This is a genomic window from Kribbella sp. NPDC031520, assembly GCF_055580825.1.
Genome location: NZ_JBVIKS010000005.1, coordinates 182281 through 206729 on the forward strand (window position 1 = coordinate 182281; position 24449 = coordinate 206729).

Here is a 24449-nt window from a genome sequence, read left to right on the forward strand (position 1 = left end):
TTGACAGTGATCAGCGATCCAGTGTTGACTGATCACAACAGAGAGCACCGCTCTCGCTCTCGATCGAGGAGAAGACAATGACCGAGTACAAGCAGACCTACGACAGCAAGCGCGTGATCACCGCCAACGAGGGCAGCATGCGGGTGTTCAACCGGATCGTCGCGCGGCTGACGAAGCTCGGTGTCAGCCTGATGGGCAGCCGGGTCCTCTCGGTCCAGGGCCGCAAGTCCGGCGAGTGGCGCAGTACGCCGGTGAACCTGCTGGTGATCGACGGGCAGCGGTACCTGGTCGCGCCGCGCGGGCACACCCAGTGGGTGAAGAACCTGCGCGCCAGTGGTACCGGCCGGCTGCAGCTCGGCGGCAAGGTGGAGACGTTCCACGCCGAGGAGCTCACCGACGCCGACAAGATCCCCGCGCTCCGGCTGTACCTGAAGAAGTGGGCCTGGGAGGTCGGCACATTCTTCAGCGGCGACGTCGACAAGAACTCCCCCGACGAGGTCCTGCACCACATCGCCCCAGGTGTACCGGTCTTCAAGATCGGCTAGTGGTATGCCGCGGCCTGAATCCGGTAGAGGTCGGCGTAGTGACCGTTGCGGGCCATCAGCTCGTCGTGGGTGCCGGTCTCGACCACGTGGGCGCCGTCCAGGACCACGATCAGGTCGGCCATCCGTACGGTCGAGAACCGGTGCGAGACGAGGATCGTGATCCGCCCGTCGGTACTGACCCGCGCGGCCGCGGCGTACCGCTCGAACAAGGCGTGCTCGGTCTCGGCGTCGAGCGCGGCCGTCGGCTCGTCGAGGACCAGCAGCAGCGGCCGGTCGCGCATGAACCCACGCGCCAGCGCCAGCTTCTGCCACTGCCCGAAGCTGATCTCCGCCCCGTCCGGCCAGGTCGATCCGAGCTGCGTGTCCAACCCGGACTCCAACCGCTCCAGTACGTCCTCGGCCCCGGCCCGTCCGACCGCAGTCGTCACGGCCGGTACGTCGTCCAGCCGCGGCAGGTCACCCAGCCCGACGCTGTGCGCCGCGCGGAACTCGAACCGGAAGAAGTCCTGGAACGCGCCGGCGATCTTCTGCCGCCACGCGTCCGCAGGGATCCGGGCGAGCGGCCTGTCGTCCAGCATGATCCGCCCGCCGGCCGGCTCGTACAGCTTGCAGATCAGCTTCACCAGCGTGGACTTGCCGGCGCCGTTCTCGCCGACGACCGCGATCACCCTCCCTGCCGGGAGGTGCAGGTCGACGTTCTCCAACGCGGGGCGCGAGGATCCGGCGTACGAGAACGACACGTTCTCCAGGTGGATGCCGTCGACGAGCCGCTCGGGCGCGGGCTGGTCCGCCGTACGGTCGAACGAGGCCGCGTAGTTCTCCAGCCAGACAAGCCGCCGCGAACCGTCCAGCCAGATACCGCGCAGGAAGCCGATCTCTCCGACGGTCGCACCGATGTACGACGACAGCCGCGCGCCGGCCGCGAGGATGAGCAGCACCTGCCCCACGGACCCGTGCAGACCGGACGCGACGAACAACACGGCACCGACGTACGCCGTACCGAACACTGCCCAGGCGAGCGCGTGCCACACGGCGCTGGACCAGCGAGCGGCCGCCATCGGGCGGTACCACTGCTCCCATTCGCGCCGGCGTCCCCCGACCAGATCGGGACCGATGCCGATGACGCGGACCTCCTTGCCCGGGGCGGGTGTGGTCGCGGTCTTGAACAGGTGCTGCGAGAGGCGGAAGTGAGCGGCGTACCGCTCCTCGACCTCTCGCTCGACGCCCGGCCGCCAGCTGGAGCTGAGAACGGTCGGCAGCGCGAAGAGGAGGAGGAGTGCGAGCGCCGGGTGGATCGACATCAGCAGGGCGACCGTCACCGCCAGGCGCAGGATCCAGCCGCAGGTGGAGAACAGCGACATGTACATGTGGTCGAGGACGAACACCTGCTTGCGCAGCACCGACAGGCGGTCCAGGTAGTCGCGCCGCTCGTGGTGCTCGACCGTGGCGACCGACGCCTGCAACCGAGCGACGTGTGCCTCCAGCATGATCGTCACGCGGTCGCGGAACCGGCGGGAGATCCGTGCGGAGAGGGTCCGCAGGAACCACGTCGCTGTCACCGACAACGCCAGTCCGCCCGCTGCTAGCAGCGCCGCCCTCTTGTCGTGGTGCAGTACGCCGTCCGCCAGGAGCTTGAGCCACAACGCCAGCAGCGCGTCGGGTACTGCAGCCAGCAACGTCATCAGGAAGGCAGCGACCAGCAACCACGGCTCGTGCTGATAGCCGAGCTTGCACAGCCGCCACATCGCGGGGATCGCCTTCGGGAGATCGTCAGAGCGTGTCATAGCTGAGCCCTTCCTCGTCGACCTCGGCCGTGAAGCGCTGCGCCTGCAGGTCGAACATCGTCCGGTACCGCCCGCCGAGCGCCATCAGTTCGTCGTGGCTGCCGAGCTCGACCACCCGACCGTGCTCGAGCACGCAGATCCGGTCGGCGTGCCGGACCGTCGAGAACCGGTGCGAGATGAGGATCGTGGTGACGTCCCGGGTCGCGGTCAGGATCCGGTCGAAGATCGCCGCCTCGCCGCGGACGTCCAGTTGCGCGGTCGGCTCGTCGAGCAGTACGAGACCGGCTCCTTGGCGTACGGCGCACAGCGCCCGGGCCAGGGCGACCCGCTGCCACTGCCCGCCGGACAGGTCGGTGCCGTCGCCGTACCCGGTCGCGAGCCGGGTGTCCAGGTCGGCGAGGTCCGCGGCGCCGGCGTCCGCGAGCGCGGCCCGGATGTCCTCCTCGGGCGCGCCGGCCGGTGCGACGTTGTCCCGCAGCGGGAGTTCGAGCTTGAGGAAGTCCTGGAAGACGGCGGCCACGCGCGTACGCCAGGCGTCGACGTCGAGGTCCCTCAGGTCGGTGCCGTCGACGTGGATCGAGCCGGAGCCGGGGTCGTACAACCGGCAGAGCAGCTTCGCCAGCGTGGTTTTGCCGGCGCCGTTCTGCCCGACGACGGCGAGCGAGGAGCCGGCCGGGATGGTCAGGTCGAGTCCGTCGAACACCTGCCGCTCACCCTGTGGATAACCGAACCGTACGTCCCGCAGCCGAACCTCGACCGCACCCCGGCCGCCCTCAGCATGCCCGGACGACAACGCACCGGCCCTTGCCATCGCCGGCTCCAGCCGCTGTACGGCGACCACCGGTGCGGCCGCTCCGTCCAGGGCCCAGTTCAGCCCACCGAACGCGATCATCCCGACGCCGATCGCGACCTGCGCGAACACGACCAGCCGATCCAGCGGGAGGTCGCCCGCGATCGCCGACGCGCCGAGCGCCCAGAACACCAGACCGTTGGCGACCACAACGATCAGCAGACTCCAGATCATTGGGCGCTCCCGCAACCGGGTCGCGGTGTACTGCAGCTCGAACAACCGCCGGCGTCGCTCGGTGAACCGCCGTACCGTCCAGTCCGCGAGCCCGAACAGCCGGAGCTCCTTCGCCGCGCCCGGCTCGACGGCGAGCTCGTACGCGTAGTTGGCGTGCCGCTGCGCCGAGCGGACCTCGTCGGTGTTGCGGTCCTTCCAGACACCGCTCTCGCGCAACAGCCAATGCGTGGCACCCCACGCGACCACCAGCACCAGCGGCGCCCACCAGCTGAACCCGAACAACACGACCGCCGACGCGATCCCGCCCGCCAGCTCGACCAGACTGCCGGCGACGAAGTCGACGTTCAGGTACATCGGCGGCCCGGTCTGCCCGTGATCGAACTCCCGAGCCACGACGAGATCCTCGCTCAGCCCCGGATCCTCCAGATGCCCGATCCCCGGCGGCCCGACACACGCCTTCGCCAGTGCATCGTTCAGGTACGACGACACGCGACTACCGAGGTTGGCACTGACCGCCTGATGCACCGGCGTCAACACCTGCAACAACACGAACGTCACACCCATCAACCCCAGCGGCGCCCCCAACGCCCGCCCGTGCTGCACCGCCCCCACCAACCACCCCATAGCCACCGCAAACACCGCCGGCAACACCCCACGAGCAACCAGCAACCCCCACCACCCAGCAGCCAACCCCCACCCAGCCCGAGGCAACACCCCAAAGAACCGCCACTCAGCCCGCCCACGCAGCCGCCTCACCATCTCCCCACGATGACACCCCCACCACCCCAAGTCTTGAACGTTTGCCGGATCAGTCCTCAGCGGTCAGCTCAGCCTCCAGTTCGGCAACGCTGGGCAATGCGGATCGGAACTCATCAGTCAGCGAGTTGCTGATCGCGGCCGTCCACTCTGCCACTCCGATGGGGCCTTTTGAATCCCCCTTCAGCGCGTACTCCGCGACGGCTTTGTTCTTGTTCCGGCAGAGCAGAAGACCGATAGTCGGTTTGTCGCCGTCCCTCACGAGTATGTCGTCCACCACCTGCATGTAGAGGCCGAGTTGGCCAAGGAACGCCGCGTTGAACTGCCCCGACTTCAGCTCGGCGACCATGTAGCAGCGAAGCTCGACGTTGAAAACTATGGGGCTCTCTTGCACGGGGATTGCAGGCTGATGATCTGCGCAGAGGACCAGAAGAACGGTGCCAGTCACGTGCACGACCGGGCATTCGATTGACGCAGTGGTGCGTGTCTATCGGCAACTGGTCGGTGTCCACCGCTTGGTGACTGTCAAGCGCAGCCGCATAGCTGAGTAGCTCGGTGGGTTCCCAGAGCGCCCCTTCCCCGATCAGGTGCCAGCCCGCGAATACGGCCTAGTCCTGATTGTGAATAGTTCACATAACTGACCGTAACGAAGTGGGAACTTCCCGCGATCAAACAGCTGACGAGTCCGCCCTCTCCGTCAGGAGCCTGTTTCGTGAGAAGACTCCCATTGTTCGCTGGTGCCGTCCTGTTCGTGTCGGCAACGGCCATCAGTGCATCAGCGACATCTGCCATCGGTCAGCAGACCCCGGCCCAGGCTCCATCAGTGGTTACGGTGCCGCCAGTCGCCTTGGCACCGCCAAAGCCTGTGCCGCCGATGAAGAAGTTACCGAGCGGGGCAACAGCGAAGGACTTCCAGCGCGCACTGAACGCATACGCGGCTCAGACGGGACAGAGCTACCGTGTCGACGCAAGTTCCGTCGATCCGGCGACAGCAGGCAAGAGCAGGTTCGCCTCGGCGAGCGACCCCGACGTACCAGATATCTTCACTTACCTGACGGTCGAGCAGTGCCAGCACCTCGGGCAGGGGAGCTACTGGACCTGGCAGTCCAACAACGGACCCGGACGGATCTATAACCACTACCAATGGTGCGCCTGGACCCTCGTTGACCTCTACAAGGTCGAGACCATCAACGACAAGCTGGTCGAGACAGGAAAGGTCAGCTACCGCTTGACCCTCATCGGTTGGGGGTCGAAGAGCACCAACGAGGTCGTCGTCCGCATCTATATCGATCAAGCCCATTCCCCGGAGCGCAGCAAGGTCACGCCTGGCACGACAACCCTGATCGCGAGGGTGTCGTGTGACTTTGTCTATGGTCACGAAGGGGATGGCGCGACCTGCGGGAGCCAGCCCGGCTCGTCCCAGGACGCGATCCTCGCCGACCTTAATGCCAGTCAGGTGATGGAGTTCAAGACAACCGTCCCCCTGCCGGCCGAGACAGCAGCCGATCCGGATCGGAAAACGGGACTGAATCTTGAGGTCAAGTTCGAAGCGACCAACCCCGCCAATCCCGGAGCGATCGCGGACCTCGGCACATTGAAGACCGTCGTCAGGTGCGATGGTTCGACACGTGGTGGCTTCAACGGGCCGGCGTGCATCTTCGCCGGCGTCCAACCAAGCTGGTCGTTGTCCAGGTCCGATCCCGAGGTCGGCGAGGTTGCGCAACACATCTACGACGCTCTCAATAATCCGAACTCGACGATGCCGCCGGATCCCAGCGGGAACAAGATTATCCCGTACAACCTCACTCGCACCGTCGATGGGAACCTGAACAAGGCCCAGCGTGCGCGAGCGGTCTATCAATGCTCGAAGTGGTTCCCCAAACAGCCCGACGAGTCCTGTGACGAGTACCCATTCGCGTCCACCTATGAAGGGACGTTCAACGACCCCGAGACGAACTACTCGGTTCGCTATATCAACGCAGACCACAACTCCACCGAGGGAAACAAGCGCGGCGTCTGGTACTACTACGACCGCATTCTCGAGTCGGACGGGTTCAGGGTCTACGCGTACTAGGAGTCATGATGAGCATCCAATCGGACTGGCAAGCGATCGAGTCCGCGCTAGAGCAGCAGAGCCCGCGAGTCCGGGCTGATCTGCGCCCGCCGATCACGGAGACCCAGGCAGCGGCTTGGTCTGATGCGGTCGGTGAACTCCCGGCATCACTGCGGGAGTTGTACGACGTGCACGCCGGCACAGGTTCACGCGGAGCCGGAGGGTTCTGCTTCATCGGGAACTGGTACCCGCTCACTATCGACGATGCTCTCGCCCGATACGAACGGTGCCGCCGGATGACGGACCTATGGGGCCGGGATCCGCTCATCCCATTCGCCGTAGATCCGACTGGGAGCCACCTCGGCGTCCACGCCGGCGGCAGCGGCGAGCTCAACATCATGTTCGACGACACGCCAGAGATGCCGTACGAGACCTATCAAGATATCGGGGCCCTCGTGGCCGCGACAGCCAGTGGACTGCGCGGCGACAGCACGGAGTACCGGGCCGAGCTAACTGACCAATACCTGTCGTGGATCAACTTGGAGGAAGAGGCAGATGACCTCGGCTACTAATCGCGCGAAGGTGCTCGCGCGGCCTCGCGTCCTACTACCTCTGACGGTGCTGGTGGCTGCCGGAATCCTGTCCGCCGACGTCTCCTCCAGCGACGCGGTCGGTCAGCAGGCAGCCGCAGCGTCCTGCACCCTCAACGTTCCCACCAGGGTGCATATCTCGGCGCCGTACCAATCCCCATCGGTCAGTCTCGGCGCGGACTGTGCAACAGCCGGTGTAATCGACGCGCGCTGGGAAGCGAAACGGGCCGACGGCGTGGTGACGAACAAGCTGTTCTTCAACTTCAACTACCCCGAGAGCTGGAGCGTTTACGACAACGCGAGCCTCGCACCAGTGACCTGGCAACCTGCAGGGGCACTCGCGCCGACGAACCCAGCATTCGCCAGCCAGGGTGAGACCCCTTCAACCGGCCAGTCGAGCACCACCCAGAACCAGACAGCCGACGCCTCAATCCCCCAGAACACACCCGCAACTGACATTCGCATGGTGTCGAAGGTCGATATCGAGGTCGTCCCGGGCGACGAATGCAACCTGCACATCTGGGCGCAGCGCTATGCGATCGCACCTCATGGTCTCATCAACTACGGAGGTCGAACGGGCTCGATCCAGAAACTCAACGCGAGCTCAGGCGGCTGGTTCGTTCTCAAGGACTTCACAACCGACAGCACGGGACGTTGGGTAGGTCCCGTCTCCCTGGGCCCGGTTGGATCACAGGCGTCGATGCGCATCGTCATTTATGACGGTCAGTACATCTTCGGAAGTATCAGCCCTGTTTACTCAGGGACCGTCGGAGATTGCTCAGGAGCGAAGGCTGCAGATCGGCTCATCCGCGATCCGAAGGTCAAGGTGAGCAACGAGGATCCCGGTCCACTCCCCGAGCCGCCGTCTGGTCGCTAGGCGACAACAGTCGCAGGCATCGCAAGGTTCCGTCCAGCACGCCAACCCGCCTGATCAAGAACCATCGCTGGAGTACTAGGCCAGACGCGCATCCGGGGACGAAGTCCAACTCGGTGAACACCGCAACTTGAGCACGTGTCGACGACCTTGCTGCCCGAGCCAGTTGTGCAACGGTGCGTTGCACAACTGGCTCGGTCTGACCGGGCGGTGGCGACGGCTCGCGTGTCCTTCGCGCGCATGTGCGGGCATCTCGGGTGCGAAGATGGCCGCATGATCACTCCCGGGCTGTTGGTTGCGGCGCCGAAGGTTCTTCTGCATGACCATCTGGATGGGGGGCTTCGGCCGGGGACCGTGCTCGAGTTGGCTCGGGAGGTGGGGCATGTTTTGCCTCGGGGGGACGCGGGGGAGCTGGGGGAGTGGTTTGTTGAGTCGGCGGACTCGGGGTCGCTGGAGCGGTATCTGGAGACGTTCGATCACACCGTTGCGGTGATGCAGACGGCTGAGGCGATCAAGCGGGTGGCGAGTGAGTGTGTGCAGGATCTGGCGGCGGACGGGGTGGTGTACGCCGAGGTCCGGTATGCGCCGGAGCAGCACCTGACCATGGGGCTCAGCCTCGAGCAAGTGGTGGACGCCGTGCGGGAAGGGTTCGAGCACGGGATGGCGGTGGCCGAACGGCCGATCGTGGCGCGGCAGTTGCTGACCGCGATGCGGCACAAGGCGCGGTCGATGGAGATCGCCGAGCTGGCGGTGGCGTACCGCGATGCCGGTGTGGTCGGGTTCGACATCGCGGGCGCCGAGGCCGGCTACCCGCCGACCCGGCACCTCGACGCGTTCGAGTACCTGCAGCGGGAGAACGCGCACTTCACCATCCACGCCGGCGAGGCGTTCGGGTTGCCGTCGATCTGGCAGGCGATCCAGTGGTGCGGCGCGGACCGCCTCGGGCACGGCGTACGGATCATCGACGACATCACCCACGACGGCGACAAGGTCGAGCTCGGGCGGCTCGCGGCGTACGTCCGGGATCGCCGAATCCCCCTGGAGATGTGCCCGAGCTCGAACCTGCAGACCGGCGCGGCCGCGTCGATCGCGGAGCACCCGATCGGCCTGCTCGCCAAGCTCCGCTTCCGGGTCACGGTGAACACCGACAACCGGTTGATGAGCGGTACGTCGATGAGCCGCGAGCTCGCCCTGCTGGCGGAGGCCTTCGACTACGACCTCTCCGACCTGAGGTGGTTCGCGATCAACGCGATGAAGTCCGCCTTCATCCCCTTCGACGAACGACTCGCGCTGATCGACAACGTCATCAAACCCTGGTACGCCACAAACTAAAGGGAAAGAAAGAGGGGAGGAGGGAGGAGGCCCTGGTACGCCTCACACTGACCGCTGGTACGTACGGAAGGCCCGGGTCGAGAGCCAGGCGACGATCAGGGTGAAGGCCAGTAGGTACGTGCAGTGCCGCCAGACCGACGACCAGTCCGGCGAGGCGGCCAAGGACTGGCGGGCGGCGATGGTGGCCCAGTCGACCGGGTTGTAGCGGGCCGCGACGTTCACCCAGTGCGGCGCCACCGTCGGGTCGATCATGATCGACGACATGAACGTCAGCGGCAGCGACACGAACTGCGAGATCCCGATCAGCGCCTCCTGCTGCCGGGTGAGCAGTGCGACCGCGTTCGACAACGAGCCGAACCCGAGCCCGACCAGTACCGAAGCAAGGATCGTCACCAGATAGCCGCCGATCCCACCGTCGTACCGAGCACCGGCAGCGAAGCCGATCCCGAACACCAGCACGGTCTGGATGAACGTCGTGGTCGCGTTGCTGAGCAGCTGTCCGGCCATCAGCCCGCCGCGGCTGACCGGCGACGCGAGCATCCGGTCCATCACCCCGCGCTCCATGTCCTGGACGAACGACGTACCGCTCCAGCCGCTCGTCATCAGCGCGGTCATCATCACGATCCCCGGCGTCAGGAACGCGATGTACGACGAGTCGCCGAACCCGGGGATGTGTACGACCCCCTGGAACAGCTGCCCGAACAACAGCAACCAGATCGCCGGCTGCACCAACGTGAACGCGATCAACGCCGGCTGCCGGTACGACGCCCGCGTCCACCGGCCGAGGATGAGACCCGTATGCGCGATCACGCCGCCTCCTCCGCAACCTTGAACGAACGACCGGTGTACTGCAGGTACACGTCGTCCAGCGACGGTCGCGACACAGTCACCGCAACCACCGGAATCGCCTTGTCCTCAAGGACTCCCAGCACAGCCGGTACGGCGGTTGCGCCACGATCGACCCGCGCCCGCAAAGTGTTGCCCTCGACAACGATCTCCCCGATCCCGGGCAACTGCCGCAACAACGAGCGAACGGTCCCGTCGGTGTCAGGATCGACCAGCTCGACATGTACCGAGTCGCCGCGGAGCGCGGCCTTCAACGTCTCCGGGGTGCCCTCGGCAACGACCTTGCCGTGGTCGACGATCGCCAGCTGCCCGGCCAGCCGATCGGCCTCCTCCAGGTAGTGCGTGGTGAGCAGTACGGTCAGCCCTTCCTGCCCGGACAACCGCAGTACTTCGTTCCACAGGTCGGCCCGCGCCTCCGGGTCGAGGCCCGTGGTCGGCTCGTCCAGGAACAGCACCTTGGGCCGGTGGACCAGGCCGAGCGCGACGTCCAGCTTGCGCTGCATTCCCCCGGAGTACGTGCGTACCGGCCGATCGCCGTGCTCGGCCAGGTCGAAGCGGGTCAGCAACTCGCCGGCGCGCTGAACAGCCTCGGAACGGGACAGCCCGAAGATGCGCCCGCTCAGGACGAGGTTCTCCAGACCGGTCGCCATCGGGTCCGAGCTGGACTTCTGCGGTACGTACCCGATCGCGCGCCGGACCTTGTCCTGCTCGCGGTTGACGTCGTGGCCGGCGACCCGCGCGCTGCCCGAGTCGGCCCGGGACAGCGTGGTCAGGATCTTGACCGTGGTGGACTTGCCGGCGCCGTTCGGCCCGAGCAGGCCGAGGACGACGCCCTCCGGCACGCTGACGGTGAGCCCGTCGAGCGCGCGAAGCGGTGGATTCTTCCGGCCGGCCGGGTACGTCTTGACCAGGTCGACCGCTTCGACGGCATGCGTAGCCATCAGATGACTCCCTTGTGGGTGCGGGAGCCGGTCGTCGGGCTGGCTATCCTGATGAATGCGCCTTGGGTGCCAGGTCTTCGGACCGACTCGAGGAACCGCGGCCCTTGATCCTGGTGTTGCCGCACCGTGGATCGAGGGCCGCTCTTTACGCTTCCGGCAGTGCCTGCATCGAGGCGAACTCCTCCCCGAAGTACTTGACCGGATCCTTCAACTGGTCTGCCGGGGCGATGCCGTCCTCCAGATAGTGTTTCCACGCCGTCCGCCAGAACTTCGCCCCGCCGAGCGTGTCGCCGCGGATCTCCTCGGCGAGTTGGTGGACGTACGCCGACTCGGCGCGCAGCAGCGCCAGCCGGAACTCCGACTCGACCCAGAAGATCCGCGGAAAGCCGACGGCCGCCATCTCGTCGTGTTCCCTGGTCGTCTTCGCGATCTCCGCGTCGACGATCACCAGACGCTGCTCCAGCAGCTCGACGGCACGGTCCGGTTGCAGACCGAGCAGGTACGCGAGGCCCGCCTCCAGCGGGTGGAACTCACGCGACGGCGTACCGACCAGCTCGGTCAGCCAGTCCTCGAACTCGGCCTGGCCGGCGTCGGTGATCTGGTACACCGTCCGCTCCGGCCGGTTGCCCTCGCGGACGGTCTCCAGCGCCTCGATGAAGCCGTGCTTCTCCAGGCTGGACACGATCGAGTAGAGCGAGCCGTAGTTCACCTTGATGCTCCGGTCCTTGGCGCGGGTCCGGAGCGTCGTGGAGATCTCGTACGGGTGCATCGGCCGCTCGCTAAGAGTGCCGAGCACGGCGAACGCGAGCGGATTGCCCACCTTGCGTCTGGCCACGCGACCACATCCCCGATCTCGATTACTCGAAATCGAGTATTAGTTTGCGGGTATCCGATGTCAAGTATCCAGCTGGAGCGGCTTGACCCAGCGCGACCATTCGGGCTGTGGGGAATAGCCGGCCGTGGACCAGACGCCGTGTGCCTGGGTGTTGTCGTCGAGCACCATCGCGTCCGCGCGCGTTCCGCCGTACGCCGCGAACCTCGTCTCGGCGCGGGCGACCAGTTCGCGGCCGATGCCCTGCCGGCGGTGCGTCGGCGCGACGGCCAGCCGGTACAGGTGACAGCGCCAGCCGTCCCAGCCGACGATGATCGAGCCGACGACCTGATCGTTGTCCACGGCAAGGATCAGCGCCTGTGGATCGCGCGCGATCAGGCGCAGTACGGCGTCGGCGGAGTCTGCTGGGCGGTGTGAGTCCTCGGCGGCCGTGGCCCAGAAAGCCAGTACGGCGTCGGCGTCATCGGGGCTGGCGTTGCGGTACGCAACCATCAGCCGGCGGTCTGGAACGTACGGCGGTAATCCTGTGGTGGCACGCCCACCACTCTACGGAAGTGGTGCCGGAGCAGGGCGGCCGTCCCGAAGCCTGACTCGGTGGCGATCTGCTCGATGCCCATCCGGGTCTGTTCGAGCAGCGTGCGCGCACGCAGTACGCGCTGGGTGGTGACCCATTTGAGGGGCGTCGTACCGGTCTCGGCGACGAAGCGGCGGGCGAACGTGCGCTCCGACATCTGCGCGCGCCGGGCCAGGGCCGGCACGGTGTGCTCGATCGTGAGGTTGTCGGTCATCCAGTTCAGCACCGGCTGCAGGCTCTCCGCGGAGCACTCCGGCACCGGAACCTCGACGTACTGCCGCTGGCCGCCGTCGCGTTGCGGCGGGACCACCATCCGGCGCGCGATCCTGGTCGCGACCGCGCTGCCGAGCTCGCGCCGGACCAGGTGCAGGCAGGCGTCGATACCGGCCGCCGTACCGGCGCTGGTGATGATGTTGCCGTCGTCGACGAACAGCACGTCCGGGTCGATCTTCGCATTCGGGAACTGCGCCATGAACTTGTCGATGTAGCGCCAGTGCGTGGTGCACCCGCGGCCGTCGAGCAGTCCGGCGGCGCCGAGCACGAACGCGCCGGAGCAGACCGTGAGCAGGATCGCGCCGCGCGCCTCGGCCCGGCGCAGCGCGTCCAGGATGCGTTCGTCGTACTCGTGCCGCCAGGTGGTGGCCGGGATGCCGATCAGGTCGGCGTCCTCGAGCTCCTCCAGGCCGTACGGCGCGACCACCTGGGAGTGCGTACTGGTCTCCATCGGGACGCCGGGCGTGGTCGAACACACCTTGAAGTCGAACGGCGGCACACCGTCGTCGGTGCGGTCCAGCCCGAACACCTCGGCCAGGACGCCGAACTCGAACAGGGCGACGTCCTCCATCAGGACCACCGCGATCTTCCGCAACATGGCAGAATCTTATCGGACTATGTCAATAGCGCCACTGGTGGCAGGATCTGAAACATAGAATCATTACTGCCATGACCGCATACATCGCACTCACAGTTCTCGTACTGGCCGTGATCGCGGCTCTGGAGCTCAGCAACCGGCGCAACGCGACCGGCCCGGCCGCCGGACCGCGGGGCACCTGGATCGCCGACGACCGCGACGTCGCCCGTACCAAGCTCGACCTGCTCGCGCTCGGCGCGACGGCCAAGCCCTTCACCCACAAGCCTGCTTCGACCACCGGGACGGTGCACACCATCCGCACCGCCCGCCTGCACCACGGCCGTCACGCGGCCTGAGTTCGCCGGCTGAGGGCGGTCGCGTTCGTGACCGCCCGCAGCACCCCTTCGACCGGCCCGTACCGGAAGGTGCTCAGCCACACGTGACTGAGGATCACCTGCAGTACGAAGATCCCGACCGCGAGGCCCATGGTCTCCAGCGGCGAGACCTGTCCCACCAGCCCGAACCCGACGCCGGTGAAGATCAGCAGCGTTGCCACTGACTGCCCGATGTAGTTGGACAGCGCCATGCGCCCGGCGGGTGCGAGCAGCCGGCGGATGTCCTCACCGCCGTCGGAGTGCATGATCCGCAGCAGCGAGGCGACGTACGCCGCCGTCAAGAACGGCGCCGTCATCACACTGATCAGCACGGCCCTGGTGTCACCGTTGCCACCGGACGCGTAGACGATCCCGCCGGTGGTACCGATGGCGAAACCGATCAGCTGGATCAGCCGCAGCAGGGCGTCGTAGCCGTCGACCTTCCGCAACAGCTTCCGTCGGCCGGCCACCATGCCGATCAAGAACGCGGCCAGTGTGGTCGGGCCTTGCACTGTGAGCAGCGAGAGGCCGTACGTCGGCAGTGCACGGATGTGTTCGCCGATCACGTCGCTGAACGAGCCCGCCAGGTTCGCGGCAGTCCCCTGTGCTGCCGTTACTGCTGTGGACGGGTCCAGTACCGCCGATGTGTCCAAGAAGAGCGCTGCGACCGCCAGGGTGATGAAGAGGTAAGCGTAGACAGCTCCCGCGACGACGAGCGCCGTACGGTCGTTCACGCGCCGCATAGCGAGCAGTACGAGCCCGATGATCGCGTAGACGCTCAGGATGTCGCCGGTGATCAAGAAGACGCCATGCAGTACGCCGAGGACCAGCAGCCCGCCCAGCCGTCGCAGCATGCGCGGCCGGAACGCTGCACCTGCGCGCTGAGCCGCCTGCAGTTGCAGGTGGAAGCTGTACCCGAACAGGAACGAGAACAGCAGGTAGAACTTCATGTCGACGAACGCCGACGACAGCCACCGCACCGACTGGTCCAGCCAGGAGCTGTACGCCGGGTCCTCTGCGATGTGGATCGGATACCCGGACGCCGCGAACGTGATGTTCACGATCAAGATGCCCAGCAGGGCGAAACCACGCAGCGCGTCGACGTCCTGAATCCGCGTCCGCTCCAGTACCTGACCCATACGCACAGCACATCAGCGCGGGGCGCTGGGCGCAGGCGCGCTGGGTCCTCTTCGGAGGTGGAGCTATCTCTACCTCAGTGGGCGCGGCGCTGCTGGACCTTCTGTACTGCCTGCTTGATCTTGGCCTGGTTCTCCGGCTTGCTGAGCTCACGCTGGGCGACCTGCACCAGCTTGGCGACCACAGCGCCCTTGACCAATGTCTTCACGAACCCCATCAGGGCCTCCCTACTCTGTTGCACTCGAAGCTACCGGCCGTGACAAGCCCTCTCCATAGGTGATTCACCGGAACTGTCCCTGGCGTCGGGCACACTAGGGGTATGCCTGAGTTGCCGGAGGTGGAGTCGCTGGCCGTGTTCCTGCGGGAGCGGGCGGTGGGGCATGCGTTCGTCCGGGCGGACATCACCGCGATCAGCGCGCTGAAGACGTACGACCCGCCGATCTCGGCGATGGTCGGGCTGCTGATCGACGACGTGCAGCGGCACGGGAAGTTCCTGGACATCTCGGCGCAGGGCGTGCACCTGGTGATCCACCTGGCCCGGGCCGGCTGGCTGCGCTGGAAAGAGGAGCAGAACACCGGGCTCGTCCGGCCCGGCAAGGGCCCGATCGCGCTCCGGACCGTGCTCGACGACGACTCCGGGTTCGACCTGACCGAGGCCGGCACCCAGAAGAAGCTCGCGGTGTACGTCGTTCGCGACCCCAGCGAGGTCCCTGGCATCGCCCGGCTCGGGCCGGACCCGTTCACGCTGTCGCTCGACGACTTCGGCGCGATCCTCGAACGCGCGGGACGCGTGCAGCTCAAGGGTGTCCTGCGGAACCAGTCCGTGATCGCCGGTATCGGCAACGCGTACTCCGACGAGATCCTGCACGTGGCGAAGATGAGCCCGTTCAAACCGGCGTCCAACCTGTCCGACGCCGAGCTCGAGACGCTGTACGACGCGATGCGCGAAACCCTGAAGGACGCCGTCGACCGGTCCGCCGGGCTGGCCGTCCAGGACCTGAAGTCGGAGAAGAAGTCCGGCCTGCGGGTGCACGGCCGTACGGGTCAGAAGTGCCCGGTCTGCGGCGACGTCGTCCGTGAGGTCAGCTTCGCCGACTCCTCCCTGCAGTACTGCGCGACCTGCCAGACCGGCGGCAAACCGCTGGCCGATCGAAGGTTGTCGAAGCTGCTCAAGTAGGTTCCCGCCTTATGCGGAAGATCTACGTGGCAGCACACGTCTACATGATTCTGGGGCTCATCAGCGGGCTGTACTACCGCGAGCTGACCAAGGCCAAGGACTTCACCGGAGACTCCCAGCTCGGCGTCGTCCACACCCACATCCTCGCGCTGGGGATGCTGTTCTTCCTGATCGTGCTCGCGCTGGAGAAGCTCTTCACGCTGACCGACGGGAAGCTGTTCAACGCGTTCTTCTGGGTCTACAACGCTGGTCTCGCGCTGACCGTCGGCATGATGCTGCTGCGCGGCACAATGACCGTGCTCGGGCACCAGCCCGGCGCCGCCCTCGACGGCATCTCCGGCCTGGGCCACATCACGATCACCCTCGGCCTGATCTTCTTCTTCATCAACCTCGGCAAGCGGCTGCCCGCCAAGGCGCCCGAGCAGGAGAAGGTCGACGCCTAGGGAGCAAGCGGTCACAGCTGAACGACGTACGGTGCGGACGCGGACCGCCGGCCCGCGTCCAGCCGGGCCCGAAGTTCGCTCGCGCCCGGACCGGCGACCCGGGTGACCCACCCGACCGACCGTCCCGGTTCGAGGCCGTCGAACGTCCACGTCTGCTCGGCAGCGGACCAGCCGGCCGGCAGCGGGAGTTCGACCTCGCCGCGGACCGTCGTACGGCCGAAGTTCGTCACCACGACGGTGATCCCTACACGGCCCGGGTGGATCGACGCCAGCACGGTCCCGACCGGAGCGACCAGGACCCGCCGTATCCCGGCCGGTACGGCGAGCGGCACGACGCGGCGCTCCGGCATCGGGAACGGGCCGATGGTGGTGCGGGTGAGTTCGTGACCGGTCACGCCGTACCGCCGGCCGGCGAGCCGGACCTGGTGCCGGCTGTCCGGTTCGGCCACGCCGACGAACCGTACGGCGACGTCGGCCGCGCGTCGCGCCACCAGGTGGGCCGTCGTACCGGCCGGAGTGAGGTCCCAGACGCCGTCGGCGTTCGCCGTGACGGTGTCCGGCGGGACGATCCGCAGCTTGCCCGCGAGCGCGACCCGGACGATCGGCGGCTCGCCGGTCTCGGGCAGCCGGACGACGAGGTCGTCGCCGTCGCGGCGCCAGGTCAGTGCCTTGCCGGTGTGGTCCTCGACGACGTGCCGCGGCGTCGTGGCGAGACCCGGCAGACGTACTTCGTGGTCCGGTGGACGGCACGCGATGCGCAACAGCAACAGCTCACGATTCCGCAGGATCGCCTCACCCCACGGTTGCGGTTCGAACTCCCCCGGGATCCCCTGAATCAGCGCCACCGCAGCCTCCCTCCGAGCCACGGTCCGTCCCCGGCTGTCCGGTGTCAACGCTTTTCCCGAGTTCCGGAACCGGTCGGCGCCCGGTTGGTCACCCTCTGGCATGCTGGGGGCATGTTCCGGAACCAGGAGATTCCCTCGGTCGTGGTGAGCGAGCTCGACGACGCACTGCTGGCGGAGGCGTTCGTGCTCGACGTCCGCGAGCCGGACGAGTGGGACCGCGGCCACATCGAGGGCGCCACGCACATCCCGCTCGGCGAGCTGCAGGACCGGGTCGGCGAGGTCCCCCTGGACCAGAAGGTGCTCTGCGTCTGCGCGGTCGGCGGCCGCTCGGGCATGGCCACCCAGTTCCTGAACCAGCTCGGCCGCGAGGCCATCAACCTCGACGGCGGCATGCACGCCTGGGAGATCGCCGGCCGCCCGGTCAGCACGAACTGATCCCGCCGGGCATCGTCGCCTCGACCAGCCAGCCGTCGGCGACCGGTCCCGCAACGAGCTGACCGCCCAGCTCCTGCACGCGGTCCCGCAGTCCGGCCAGCCCATGGCCGGTGCCCTGCAGCAGCGGTCGCTGCTGGACCGCCTCTCCGTTCGCCACCCGTACCGTCAGGTTCCGCCCGGCGCCGTTCACCACGACGCGGACCGCGGCCCCCGGCGCGTACCGCAACGCGTTCGTGAGGCTTTCCTGTACGACGCGGAACGCCGCATGCGCCACCGGCGCCGACACCCCGTCGCGCGACCCCTCGAACCGGCACGACACATCCAGTCCGCTCCGCGCCGCCCGCGTGACGACCTCCTCGATCAACGACAGATCCGGCCCGCCGACCTCCACTCCGCCGAGCAGCTCGACCAGCCGCCGCAGGTCCTCACGGCCTTGCCGGGCCGACTCCGCCAGCCCGGTGAACACCCGCTCGGCCCCGACCGGATCCCGCTCAACCAGCCGCTGACCGGCCGCCGCCTGGATCACCATCACGCTGATCGCATGCCCGACGATGTCGTGCAGCTCCGACGCGATCCGGGCGCGCTCGTGCCGTACGGCGAGCTCCGCGAACAGCTCGCGCTCCTCTTCCAGTTCGCGTCCGCGCCGGGTCAGCTCCTCGGCCGACTCCCGGTGCAGCCGCAGTACCGTCCCGGCCAGGAAACTCGGCACGCTGAACATCACCAACGGCACCTCGGTGTTGTCCCCGAGGGCCACCCACATCGTGAACAGGACCACCGCGAACGTGCCCGCAGCGACCCAGGCCGACCACCCCGACCACCCGAGTGCCGCGACCAGCGTCACCAACGCGAGGATCGCGAAGGTCGTGTCCGGAAACCACCCGTAGTCGGACAGCACCGCCGTCAACAGTAGGAATCCCGCGCCCGTAACAGCGACCACCCGCGGGCGGGTCCGCCACCACAACAGCGCGACTCCGCTTGCCAGCAACGCGCCGGTGAACACGTTGCCGATCAGCGTCGTCGGCCAGCCGTGGATCGCCGTCGGCAGCGCGACGACCGCGGCGACCAGCACCACGATCCCCACGTGCTCGAGCCGGCGCGCGTTCATGTCAGCCGGCCACCGGCAGTTGGGCGACCGCGCCCGCACGGCCCTTGGTGATCTTCACGTCGACCGATCCGCCCAGCAACTTCGCGCGTTCCCTGGCCCGGGCCACCGCCGCCTTCAGGTCGGCCGCCTCGCCGACCTGTCCGTTCACCCTGATCTCGAGCGCGTCGGTCTCGAACCGCACCGTCACCACGATCGGCGCGTCGGCCTGGTCGGCCAGCGCGGTCACCAGGTGCTCGACGATCCGGTACGCCGAAAGCTCCACGGTGGCAGGCAATGCCCGCGGGTCACCGGTCACGATCAGCTGCGAGTGCGACGTACGGAGCCGGGCAAGCAACGTGTCGAGATGGGCGACCGTCGGCGTCGGCGCGAACGCGAGGTCGTCGCCGCGCAGCAGCCCGACGATCTCGCGCATGTCGTCCAGCGTCTGCCGGCTGCCCGACTCGATCGACTCCAGTGCCGCCTTCGCCTCCGCGGGCGGCAGGCCGTTCGCCGACTCGGCCGCGGTGGTCAGGCCGGCGAGCCGCTCCTGCAGCAGTCCGTCGAGTTGCCGCGACAGCCGGGCCCGGTCGTCAGCGACCTCCAACGCGGCCCCCTCGTCGCGCAGTCGCCGCAGCTCTGCCTCGCGGTCCGCGAGCTCCCGGTTGAGCGCCGTACGGTGCCGGGCCGCCAGCCCGACGCCGAACACGATGCACACGATCGGCAGCGCCAGGACGATCGCCTCCGGGCCGGTGGTCGCGTCGATGACCAGCACGAGCACGGTCAGTACGATGCTGAGCCCGCAGACGATCCACCTGACCGTCCGATCGGTCGTGAGCGCCCCGAGGAACGCGATCACGAAGGCGAGCGGGAGTCCCGCGCCGCAGCGGGTCACCCATCCGAACAGCAGGTCGTGCGCCGCCATCACCAGCACCGACACCGTGGCGACGGCGAGGATGCTTCGCCGCCACCACAGCACCGGAAGTGCCGCTGCCGCGAACACCGGGATCATCCAGAACGAGTGCGAGCTCTGAGCGTGCACCATCGACCCCTCCGCGATGGCGGCGCGCACGTGGGCGTCGGACATTCCGGTGTTCTCGATCATCAGCAGGATGCCGAGCACGGTGAGGCCGCCCGCGATCCCCCAATCGCGAACCTTGATTCCCCTGAAGACCTCACCCATGGCCGGCTCCCCACCCGTCAGTCCCGCTCAGGCGTGCACGGACGCCGGTTCGGCGGACTGCTTCGTGACTCGATTCTGCACGATCGCGCCGATCGCGTAGAAGAGCGCGAGACCGGGCAGCGCGATCGCCAGCGCACCCGCGACCGAGTCGATCGACGAGTCGCGGAACAGCATCACCAGCTGGATGACGACGATGCCGGCCAGCCCGGTCGCCTGGTTGCGCCAGGATCCGGCGAACCGCGCGACGGCGTACGCCAGCGCGAAGGTCAGCGGGAGGACGATGCCGCAGCGCGTCAACCAGCCGAACGCGACCACATGCGCGAGGGTGGTGACTGCCGTGATGCCGACGACCGCAAGGATGTTGCGGCGGCGCCACAGGATCGGCAGCGTCACCAGCAGGAACGCCGGCACCATCGCCCAGGTCGTCGTCGACAGCGGATGCGGCAGGTTCGCGTCCAGGGATGCGGTGTTCTCGTACATCATCGCCACACCCCCGGCCGTCATCAGGCCGGCCAGCACGTAGTCGAGGGGCCGGATTCCCTTGAAGATCTCGTTCATCGGTTTGTCCTTTCAGTCCGGGTCATGTCCTGAAGGTAGATTTCGGCTGCCGTCGGCCGCGTCTGGCGCGAGGACGATCACCGTCGTCCGCGCGGATGATCCGCGTCGTCCGCACGGATGACCCGCTTCCGGCACAATCGGGCTGTGTCCGACAAGATCCGGGTGCTGGTCGCCGACGACCAGACGCTCGTCCGTACCGGGTTCCGGGTGATCCTGGAGGCCGAAGGCGATATCGAGGTGGTGGCCGAGGCCGACACCGGTACGGCGGCCGTCCGCCAGGCGCAGCTGGTGTCGCCGGACGTGATCCTGATGGACATCCGGATGCCGGAGCTGGACGGGCTGTCCGCGACCGAACAGATCCGCCGGCAGCCGGATCCGCCGACGATCATCGTGCTCACCACGTTCGACCAGAACGAGTACGTGTACCGCGCGCTCCGCGCCGGCGCCGCGGGCTTCCTGCTCAAGGACTCCCCGTCCAGCCGGCTGATCGCCGCGGTCCGGGCCGCCGCGACCGGCGACTCGCTGATCGAGCCCGCCATCACCCGGCGGCTGGTCGAGCGGTACGTCGAGCCGGTCGAGTCAAAAGGCACGCCGGTCGAACTGGCCGCGCTGACCGAGCGCGAGCTCGACGTACTCCGGTTGATCGCGGGCGGGTTGTCGAACGCCGAGATCGCGGCCGAGCTCGTGGTGGCCGAGACGACCGTGAAGACGCACGTCGCGCGGCTGCTCACCAAGCTCGGGATCCGGGACCGCGTGCAGGCCGTCGTGGTCGCGTACCGGACGGGGTTCGTGGGACCCCGCTGAAACAACAGGTAAAGGATCTTCCGATCGTCTCCGGAAGCGGTTAGTTTGTCACAGCTTGCGTCCGTTCGTTGGGGAGGCTCCTGTGTCGCTCATCCGTCCTTTGACCGCAGTGATCGGCGTGGGCGGTCTGCTCGCCGGTGTGCTGGTCAGTCCTGCGGTCGGTCAAACCGAGGGGATCACCGACGCCGCGATCGCCGAGAACGGCGTACTGACGTCGCGCTCCGACAGCCCAGTAGCGCCCGGGGTGAACTACACGTCGTTCGAGCGGCTCGACCCGAAGGGATGGCAGCGCGGCGACATTCTCGACACCGACCTGGACAAGCACGGGGTGACTGTCGACCTGGTCAACGGCGGCAAGGTGTCCGGCGGGCAGCCGCTCAGTCAGCAGCTCGCCCGCAAGGGTGCGATCGCCGGCGTGAACGGCGACTTCTTCGACATCAACGACACGACCGCGCCGCTGGGCGTCGGCGTGGAGTCGGGCAAGCTGCTGAACGCACCGGCGGCTGGTCACAACGACACCGCGGTCATCGACAAGGACGGTCTCGGCAAGATCGCCCAGCTGTTCCTGCAGGGTACGGTGACCGACGGCGCCACCAAGCTCGAGCTGACCAACCTGAACTCGCCGGCCGTGGACGCCGGCGGGATCGGCCTCTACACCCCGGAGTGGGGCGACGCGGCCCGGACCCGGACCGTCGACGGCCTGCCGACCGTCCGCGAAGTGATCCTTCGCGACGGAGCGGTCGTCTCTTCCGCCACCACTCCGGCCACCACCCCGCTGGCGGCGAACGAGCAGGCGCTGATCGGCCGTGAGGCAGGCGCGGACGCGTTGACCGAGCTGCAGATCGGCGACAAGGTCGACATCGCCTACGGCCTGCGCCCGGACGCCGCCGACGTCGCGGCCGCGGTCAGCGGCAACACTCAGCTGGCGAAGGACGGCCAGGTGCCGGCCGACGTACCGGACGCCGACCTCGCGCCGCGGACCGCGATCGGGTTCGACGCGGACGGCAGCCGGATGATCCTGCTGACCGTCGACGGCCGGGCGACCGGTTCGCGTGGCCTGTCGCTGAAGGAAATGGGTCAGCTGATGATCAGCCTCGGGGCTGACGACGCCCTCAACCTGGACGGCGGCGGCTCCTCGACGATGCTCGCCCGGACGCCGGGCAAGGCCGCGCCGGACGTCGTCAACGACCCGTCCGACGGCAGCGAGCGGCTGATCCCGAACGGCCTCGGCCTGGTCCCGGCCAAGGGCAGCGGCAAGCTGGAGGGCTTCCGCGTCGAATCCGTTGGCACCTCCAACGAGAGCCCGGACGCCGACATCTCCCGCAGCTCCCGCGTCCTCACCGGCCTCAGCCGGGTCCTCGAGGCCACCGGGTACGACGAGACGTACGCGCCGGCCACCGGTACGCCGTCCTGGTACGCCGGTAGCAACGTCCGGGTCGACCAGCAGGGCGTCGTCACCGGCCGTCGCGCCGGCGACGTGATCGTCACCGCCACCCGCGGCACGGCGAACGGAAGGTTCCCGATGACTGTCCTCGGTACGCCGGTCCGGCTCGCCCCGTCGACCCGGCAGGTGTCACTCGCGGACGCCGGAGCGAAGGGCTTCTTCGAGATCGACGGGTACGACGCCGACGGGTTCGGCACCTGGATCGAGCCGCGCGACGTCAAGCTCAGCTACGATCCGGCGCTGGTCAAGATCGTTGCTGCACGCAACGGCTTCGAAGTCAATGCTGTAGGCAACGATGCGGTGTCGGCCGTGGTGACGGCGACCGTCGGCACGCTGACCACCCAGCTGAGCGTCACTGCAGGTCTCGCGAGCACGGTCGTCGACGAGCTGGACGACGTGACCAAGTGGGCCGCGAACGCCGTACCGGCCGGGAAGGCGACGGCTTCGCTGTCCGCCGCGGAAGGCCACGACGGCGGGCAGGCGATCGCGCTCGACTACTCGTTGACGGGCAGCACCGCCACGCGAGCGGCGTACCTGTCCCAGACGCCGCAGCAGACGCTGCCGGGCCAGCCGCAGAAGCTCGGCGCGTGGGTGTACGGCGACGGCAAGGGCGCCTGGCTGCGCGCGAACGCGTACGACGCCGCGGGCGGTACGGCGCAGACGCTCAACCTGGCCGCCGCGGTCGACTGGACCGGCTGGAAGTACGTCGAGGCCGACATCCCGCCGGGGCTCACGTACCCGCTGCGGTTCTGGCGGATCTACGTCGTGGAGACCTCGCCGACCCGGCAGTACTCAGGCCGGATCGTGGTCGACGACCTGACCGTCCGCAGCGCGCCGCCGGTCACCATGGACCCGCCCGCCAAGGTGATCGACCCGATGGTGGTCACCGACGGGACCGTGCAGACCGGCAGCCGTTGGCGGTTCGCGGTGATGTCGGACGCGCAGTTCACCTCCGACGACCCGAACTCGGACTACGTGAAGCAGGCCCGCCGGACGATCCGCGAGGCGCTCGCGCAGAACCCGGACTTCCTGGTGATCAACGGCGACTTCGTCGACCGCGCGTTCGGGCCGGACATCGCGCTGGCCAAGCAGATCATCGACGAGGAGGTCGCGGGCAAGGTCCCGGTGCACTACGTGCCAGGCAACCACGAGACGTACGGTCCGGGTGACCTGTCCGAGTGGAAGAAGGTCTTCGGCGACGCGACCAGCACGTTCGACCACAACGGCACCCGCTTCATCCTGCGCGACTCGTCGCTCGGATCGCTGCGGGCCGGCGGGTTCGACCAGATCCTCGATCTGCGCAAGCAACTCGACTCGGCGGCTGCCGATCGGTCGATCAAGAACGTCGTGGTGATGGCGCACCACCCGATCGACGACCCCTCGCCGACGCAGAACTCGCAGCTCGGCGACCGGAAGGAAGCCGCGATGATCGTGCAGTGGCTGGCCGACTTCCGGAAGTCCACCGGCAAGGGCGCCGCGTACATGGCCGGGCATGCGGGCACGTTCGCAGCAACCCGCGCCGACGGCGTACTCCTGCCCCTGACCGGCAACTCCGGCAAGAGTCCGGCTGCGGCGCCGGACGCTGGTGGCTTCACCGGCTGGGCGCTGGTCGGTATCTCGAAGTCGGCCGGTCAGCCCTGGTTCCAGGTCGAGCTGCGACCGCACGTGGACTCGCTGGAGCTCACTGCGCCCGCCGCTCTGCGTCGAGGGCAGACCGGTACGGCGGCAGCGACCGTCGTACAGGAGAGCCGTCGGGTCCCCGTGGCGTTCCCGGTGTCGGCCGACTGGTGGGGCTCGTCGACGATGCACATCGGTACGGCGAAGAGCGCGCCGTTCTGGGCTGTTGCCTCGTACGACCCGGCCACCGGTTTGGTGACCGCCCTGCGTCCGGGTACCGCCCAGCTGGGCGTGACTGTCAACGGCGTCTCCAAGAGCTCGACCATCCAGGTCAATTGGTAGCGTCAGCG

General features: G+C 67.7%; 25 protein-coding genes. 11 read left to right on the forward strand and 14 right to left on the reverse strand.

Going from position 1 to position 24449, the window contains the following annotated elements; genetic code table 11:
• Window positions 1-77: 77 nt before the first annotated feature.
• Window positions 78-545 (forward strand): nitroreductase family deazaflavin-dependent oxidoreductase, encoded by a 468-nt coding sequence (locus ACZ5BU_RS26085; protein ID WP_465703012.1) that lies wholly within the window; start codon window positions 78-80, stop codon window positions 543-545.
• Here the strand turns inward: ACZ5BU_RS26085 and ACZ5BU_RS26090 are convergent.
• The 3 genes from ACZ5BU_RS26090 to ACZ5BU_RS26100 all read right to left on the reverse strand — a co-directional run bounded on the left by ACZ5BU_RS26090 (window position 542) and on the right by ACZ5BU_RS26100 (window position 4557).
• The gene (locus ACZ5BU_RS26090) at window positions 542-2329 is read right to left on the reverse strand and encodes an ABC transporter ATP-binding protein (RefSeq protein ID WP_465703014.1); all 1788 of its coding nucleotides are present in this window, start codon (window positions 2327-2329) and stop codon (window positions 542-544) included. The genes ACZ5BU_RS26085 and ACZ5BU_RS26090 overlap by 4 nt on opposite strands.
• The gene (locus tag ACZ5BU_RS26095; RefSeq protein WP_465703016.1) at window positions 2316-3977 is read right to left on the reverse strand and encodes an ABC transporter ATP-binding protein; all 1662 of its coding nucleotides are present in this window, start codon (window positions 3975-3977) and stop codon (window positions 2316-2318) included. The genes ACZ5BU_RS26090 and ACZ5BU_RS26095 overlap by 14 nt, the downstream gene beginning before the upstream one ends.
• 184 nt (window positions 3978-4161) lie before the next feature.
• Window positions 4162-4557, reverse strand: coding sequence for a PDDEXK nuclease domain-containing protein (locus ACZ5BU_RS26100; RefSeq protein ID WP_465703018.1), 396 nt, complete (start codon window positions 4555-4557; stop codon window positions 4162-4164).
• Between the two features lie 264 nt (window positions 4558-4821).
• On the opposite strand from ACZ5BU_RS26100, the gene ACZ5BU_RS26105 reads away from it, so the two are divergent.
• From ACZ5BU_RS26105 to ACZ5BU_RS26120, 4 genes are all read left to right on the forward strand, one after another.
• Window positions 4822-6183, forward strand: coding sequence for a NucA/NucB deoxyribonuclease domain-containing protein (locus ACZ5BU_RS26105; RefSeq protein WP_465703020.1), 1362 nt, complete (start codon window positions 4822-4824; stop codon window positions 6181-6183).
• Window positions 6184-6188: 5 nt separating this feature from the next.
• On the forward strand, window positions 6189-6734 hold the full coding sequence (locus ACZ5BU_RS26110; RefSeq protein ID WP_465703022.1) for an SMI1/KNR4 family protein: 546 nt from the start codon (window positions 6189-6191) through the stop codon (window positions 6732-6734).
• Window positions 6718-7629 carry a hypothetical protein gene (locus tag ACZ5BU_RS26115; RefSeq protein WP_465703024.1) on the forward strand — a complete coding sequence of 304 codons (912 nt, stop codon included), beginning with the start codon at window positions 6718-6720 and terminating at the stop codon, window positions 7627-7629. Before ACZ5BU_RS26110 ends, ACZ5BU_RS26115 begins: the two co-directional genes overlap by 17 nt.
• 270 nt (window positions 7630-7899) lie before the next feature.
• A complete protein-coding gene (locus ACZ5BU_RS26120) occupies window positions 7900-8958 on the forward strand; it encodes an adenosine deaminase (RefSeq protein ID WP_465703026.1) in 1059 nt (352 codons plus the stop codon).
• A gap of 42 nt (window positions 8959-9000) precedes the next feature.
• Here ACZ5BU_RS26120 and ACZ5BU_RS26125 read toward each other — a convergent pair whose 3' ends face one another.
• The 5 genes from ACZ5BU_RS26125 to ACZ5BU_RS26145 all read right to left on the reverse strand — a co-directional run bounded on the left by ACZ5BU_RS26125 (window position 9001) and on the right by ACZ5BU_RS26145 (window position 13022).
• Complete coding sequence (locus ACZ5BU_RS26125) at window positions 9001-9768, reverse strand: ABC transporter permease (protein WP_465703028.1); 768 nt, start codon at window positions 9766-9768, stop codon at window positions 9001-9003.
• Window positions 9765-10745: an ATP-binding cassette domain-containing protein gene (locus tag ACZ5BU_RS26130; protein ID WP_465703030.1), complete on the reverse strand. Its 981-nt coding sequence runs from the start codon at window positions 10743-10745 to the stop codon at window positions 9765-9767. The genes ACZ5BU_RS26125 and ACZ5BU_RS26130 overlap by 4 nt, the downstream gene beginning before the upstream one ends.
• Before the next feature lie 145 nt (window positions 10746-10890).
• Window positions 10891-11580: a PadR family transcriptional regulator gene (locus tag ACZ5BU_RS26135; protein ID WP_465703032.1), complete on the reverse strand. Its 690-nt coding sequence runs from the start codon at window positions 11578-11580 to the stop codon at window positions 10891-10893.
• Window positions 11581-11640: 60 nt separating this feature from the next.
• Window positions 11641-12069: a GNAT family N-acetyltransferase gene (locus ACZ5BU_RS26140; RefSeq protein WP_465703034.1), complete on the reverse strand. Its 429-nt coding sequence runs from the start codon at window positions 12067-12069 to the stop codon at window positions 11641-11643.
• A complete protein-coding gene (locus ACZ5BU_RS26145; RefSeq protein ID WP_465703035.1) occupies window positions 12069-13022 on the reverse strand; it encodes a helix-turn-helix domain-containing protein in 954 nt (317 codons plus the stop codon). Before ACZ5BU_RS26145 ends, ACZ5BU_RS26140 begins: the two co-directional genes overlap by 1 nt.
• A 71-nt stretch (window positions 13023-13093) precedes the next feature.
• On the opposite strand from ACZ5BU_RS26145, the gene ACZ5BU_RS26150 reads away from it, so the two are divergent.
• The gene (locus ACZ5BU_RS26150; RefSeq protein WP_465703037.1) at window positions 13094-13357 is read left to right on the forward strand and encodes a hypothetical protein; all 264 of its coding nucleotides are present in this window, start codon (window positions 13094-13096) and stop codon (window positions 13355-13357) included.
• Here the strand turns inward: ACZ5BU_RS26150 and ACZ5BU_RS26155 are convergent.
• Together ACZ5BU_RS26155 and ACZ5BU_RS26160 are read right to left on the reverse strand one after the other, a co-directional pair.
• Window positions 13345-14514: a DUF418 domain-containing protein gene (locus ACZ5BU_RS26155; RefSeq protein WP_465703039.1), complete on the reverse strand. Its 1170-nt coding sequence runs from the start codon at window positions 14512-14514 to the stop codon at window positions 13345-13347. The genes ACZ5BU_RS26150 and ACZ5BU_RS26155 overlap by 13 nt on opposite strands.
• A 74-nt stretch (window positions 14515-14588) precedes the next feature.
• Entirely contained in the window at window positions 14589-14729 is a 141-nt protein-coding gene (locus ACZ5BU_RS26160) for a hypothetical protein (RefSeq protein WP_465703041.1), read from the reverse strand.
• 102 nt (window positions 14730-14831) lie between these two features.
• Between ACZ5BU_RS26160 and ACZ5BU_RS26165 the strand changes: the two genes are divergently transcribed.
• Together ACZ5BU_RS26165 and ACZ5BU_RS26170 are read left to right on the forward strand one after the other, a co-directional pair.
• Window positions 14832-15689 (forward strand): DNA-formamidopyrimidine glycosylase family protein, encoded by an 858-nt coding sequence (locus ACZ5BU_RS26165; protein ID WP_465703042.1) that lies wholly within the window; start codon window positions 14832-14834, stop codon window positions 15687-15689.
• 11 nt (window positions 15690-15700) lie between these two features.
• Window positions 15701-16132 carry a DUF2871 domain-containing protein gene (locus ACZ5BU_RS26170; RefSeq protein WP_465703043.1) on the forward strand — a complete coding sequence of 144 codons (432 nt, stop codon included), beginning with the start codon at window positions 15701-15703 and terminating at the stop codon, window positions 16130-16132.
• 11 nt (window positions 16133-16143) lie between these two features.
• Here ACZ5BU_RS26170 and ACZ5BU_RS26175 read toward each other — a convergent pair whose 3' ends face one another.
• Window positions 16144-16977 (reverse strand): hypothetical protein, encoded by an 834-nt coding sequence (locus ACZ5BU_RS26175; RefSeq protein ID WP_465703045.1) that lies wholly within the window; start codon window positions 16975-16977, stop codon window positions 16144-16146.
• Window positions 16978-17088: 111 nt separating this feature from the next.
• Here ACZ5BU_RS26175 and ACZ5BU_RS26180 point away from each other — a divergent pair, with 111 nt between their 5' ends.
• Window positions 17089-17412 carry a rhodanese-like domain-containing protein gene (locus tag ACZ5BU_RS26180; RefSeq protein ID WP_465703047.1) on the forward strand — a complete coding sequence of 108 codons (324 nt, stop codon included), beginning with the start codon at window positions 17089-17091 and terminating at the stop codon, window positions 17410-17412.
• Here ACZ5BU_RS26180 and ACZ5BU_RS26185 read toward each other — a convergent pair.
• From ACZ5BU_RS26185 to ACZ5BU_RS26195, 3 genes are read right to left on the reverse strand one after another with little or no spacing between them, the layout of a single operon-like run.
• Window positions 17399-18517 (reverse strand): sensor histidine kinase, encoded by a 1119-nt coding sequence (locus ACZ5BU_RS26185; protein WP_465703048.1) that lies wholly within the window; start codon window positions 18515-18517, stop codon window positions 17399-17401. The genes ACZ5BU_RS26180 and ACZ5BU_RS26185 overlap by 14 nt on opposite strands.
• A gap of 1 nt (window position 18518) precedes the next feature.
• Complete coding sequence (locus ACZ5BU_RS26190; RefSeq protein WP_465703050.1) at window positions 18519-19676, reverse strand: sensor histidine kinase; 1158 nt, start codon at window positions 19674-19676, stop codon at window positions 18519-18521.
• Between the two features lie 27 nt (window positions 19677-19703).
• Window positions 19704-20234, reverse strand: a complete 531-nt coding sequence (locus ACZ5BU_RS26195) for a hypothetical protein (protein WP_465703052.1) — start codon at window positions 20232-20234, stop codon at window positions 19704-19706.
• Between the two features lie 144 nt (window positions 20235-20378).
• On the opposite strand from ACZ5BU_RS26195, the gene ACZ5BU_RS26200 reads away from it, so the two are divergent.
• Both ACZ5BU_RS26200 and ACZ5BU_RS26205 read left to right on the forward strand, forming a co-directional pair.
• Complete coding sequence (locus ACZ5BU_RS26200) at window positions 20379-21038, forward strand: response regulator (protein WP_465703054.1); 660 nt, start codon at window positions 20379-20381, stop codon at window positions 21036-21038.
• Between the two features lie 82 nt (window positions 21039-21120).
• Window positions 21121-24441 carry a phosphodiester glycosidase family protein gene (locus tag ACZ5BU_RS26205; protein ID WP_465703056.1) on the forward strand — a complete coding sequence of 1107 codons (3321 nt, stop codon included), beginning with the start codon at window positions 21121-21123 and terminating at the stop codon, window positions 24439-24441.
• Window positions 24442-24449 lie beyond the last annotated feature (8 nt).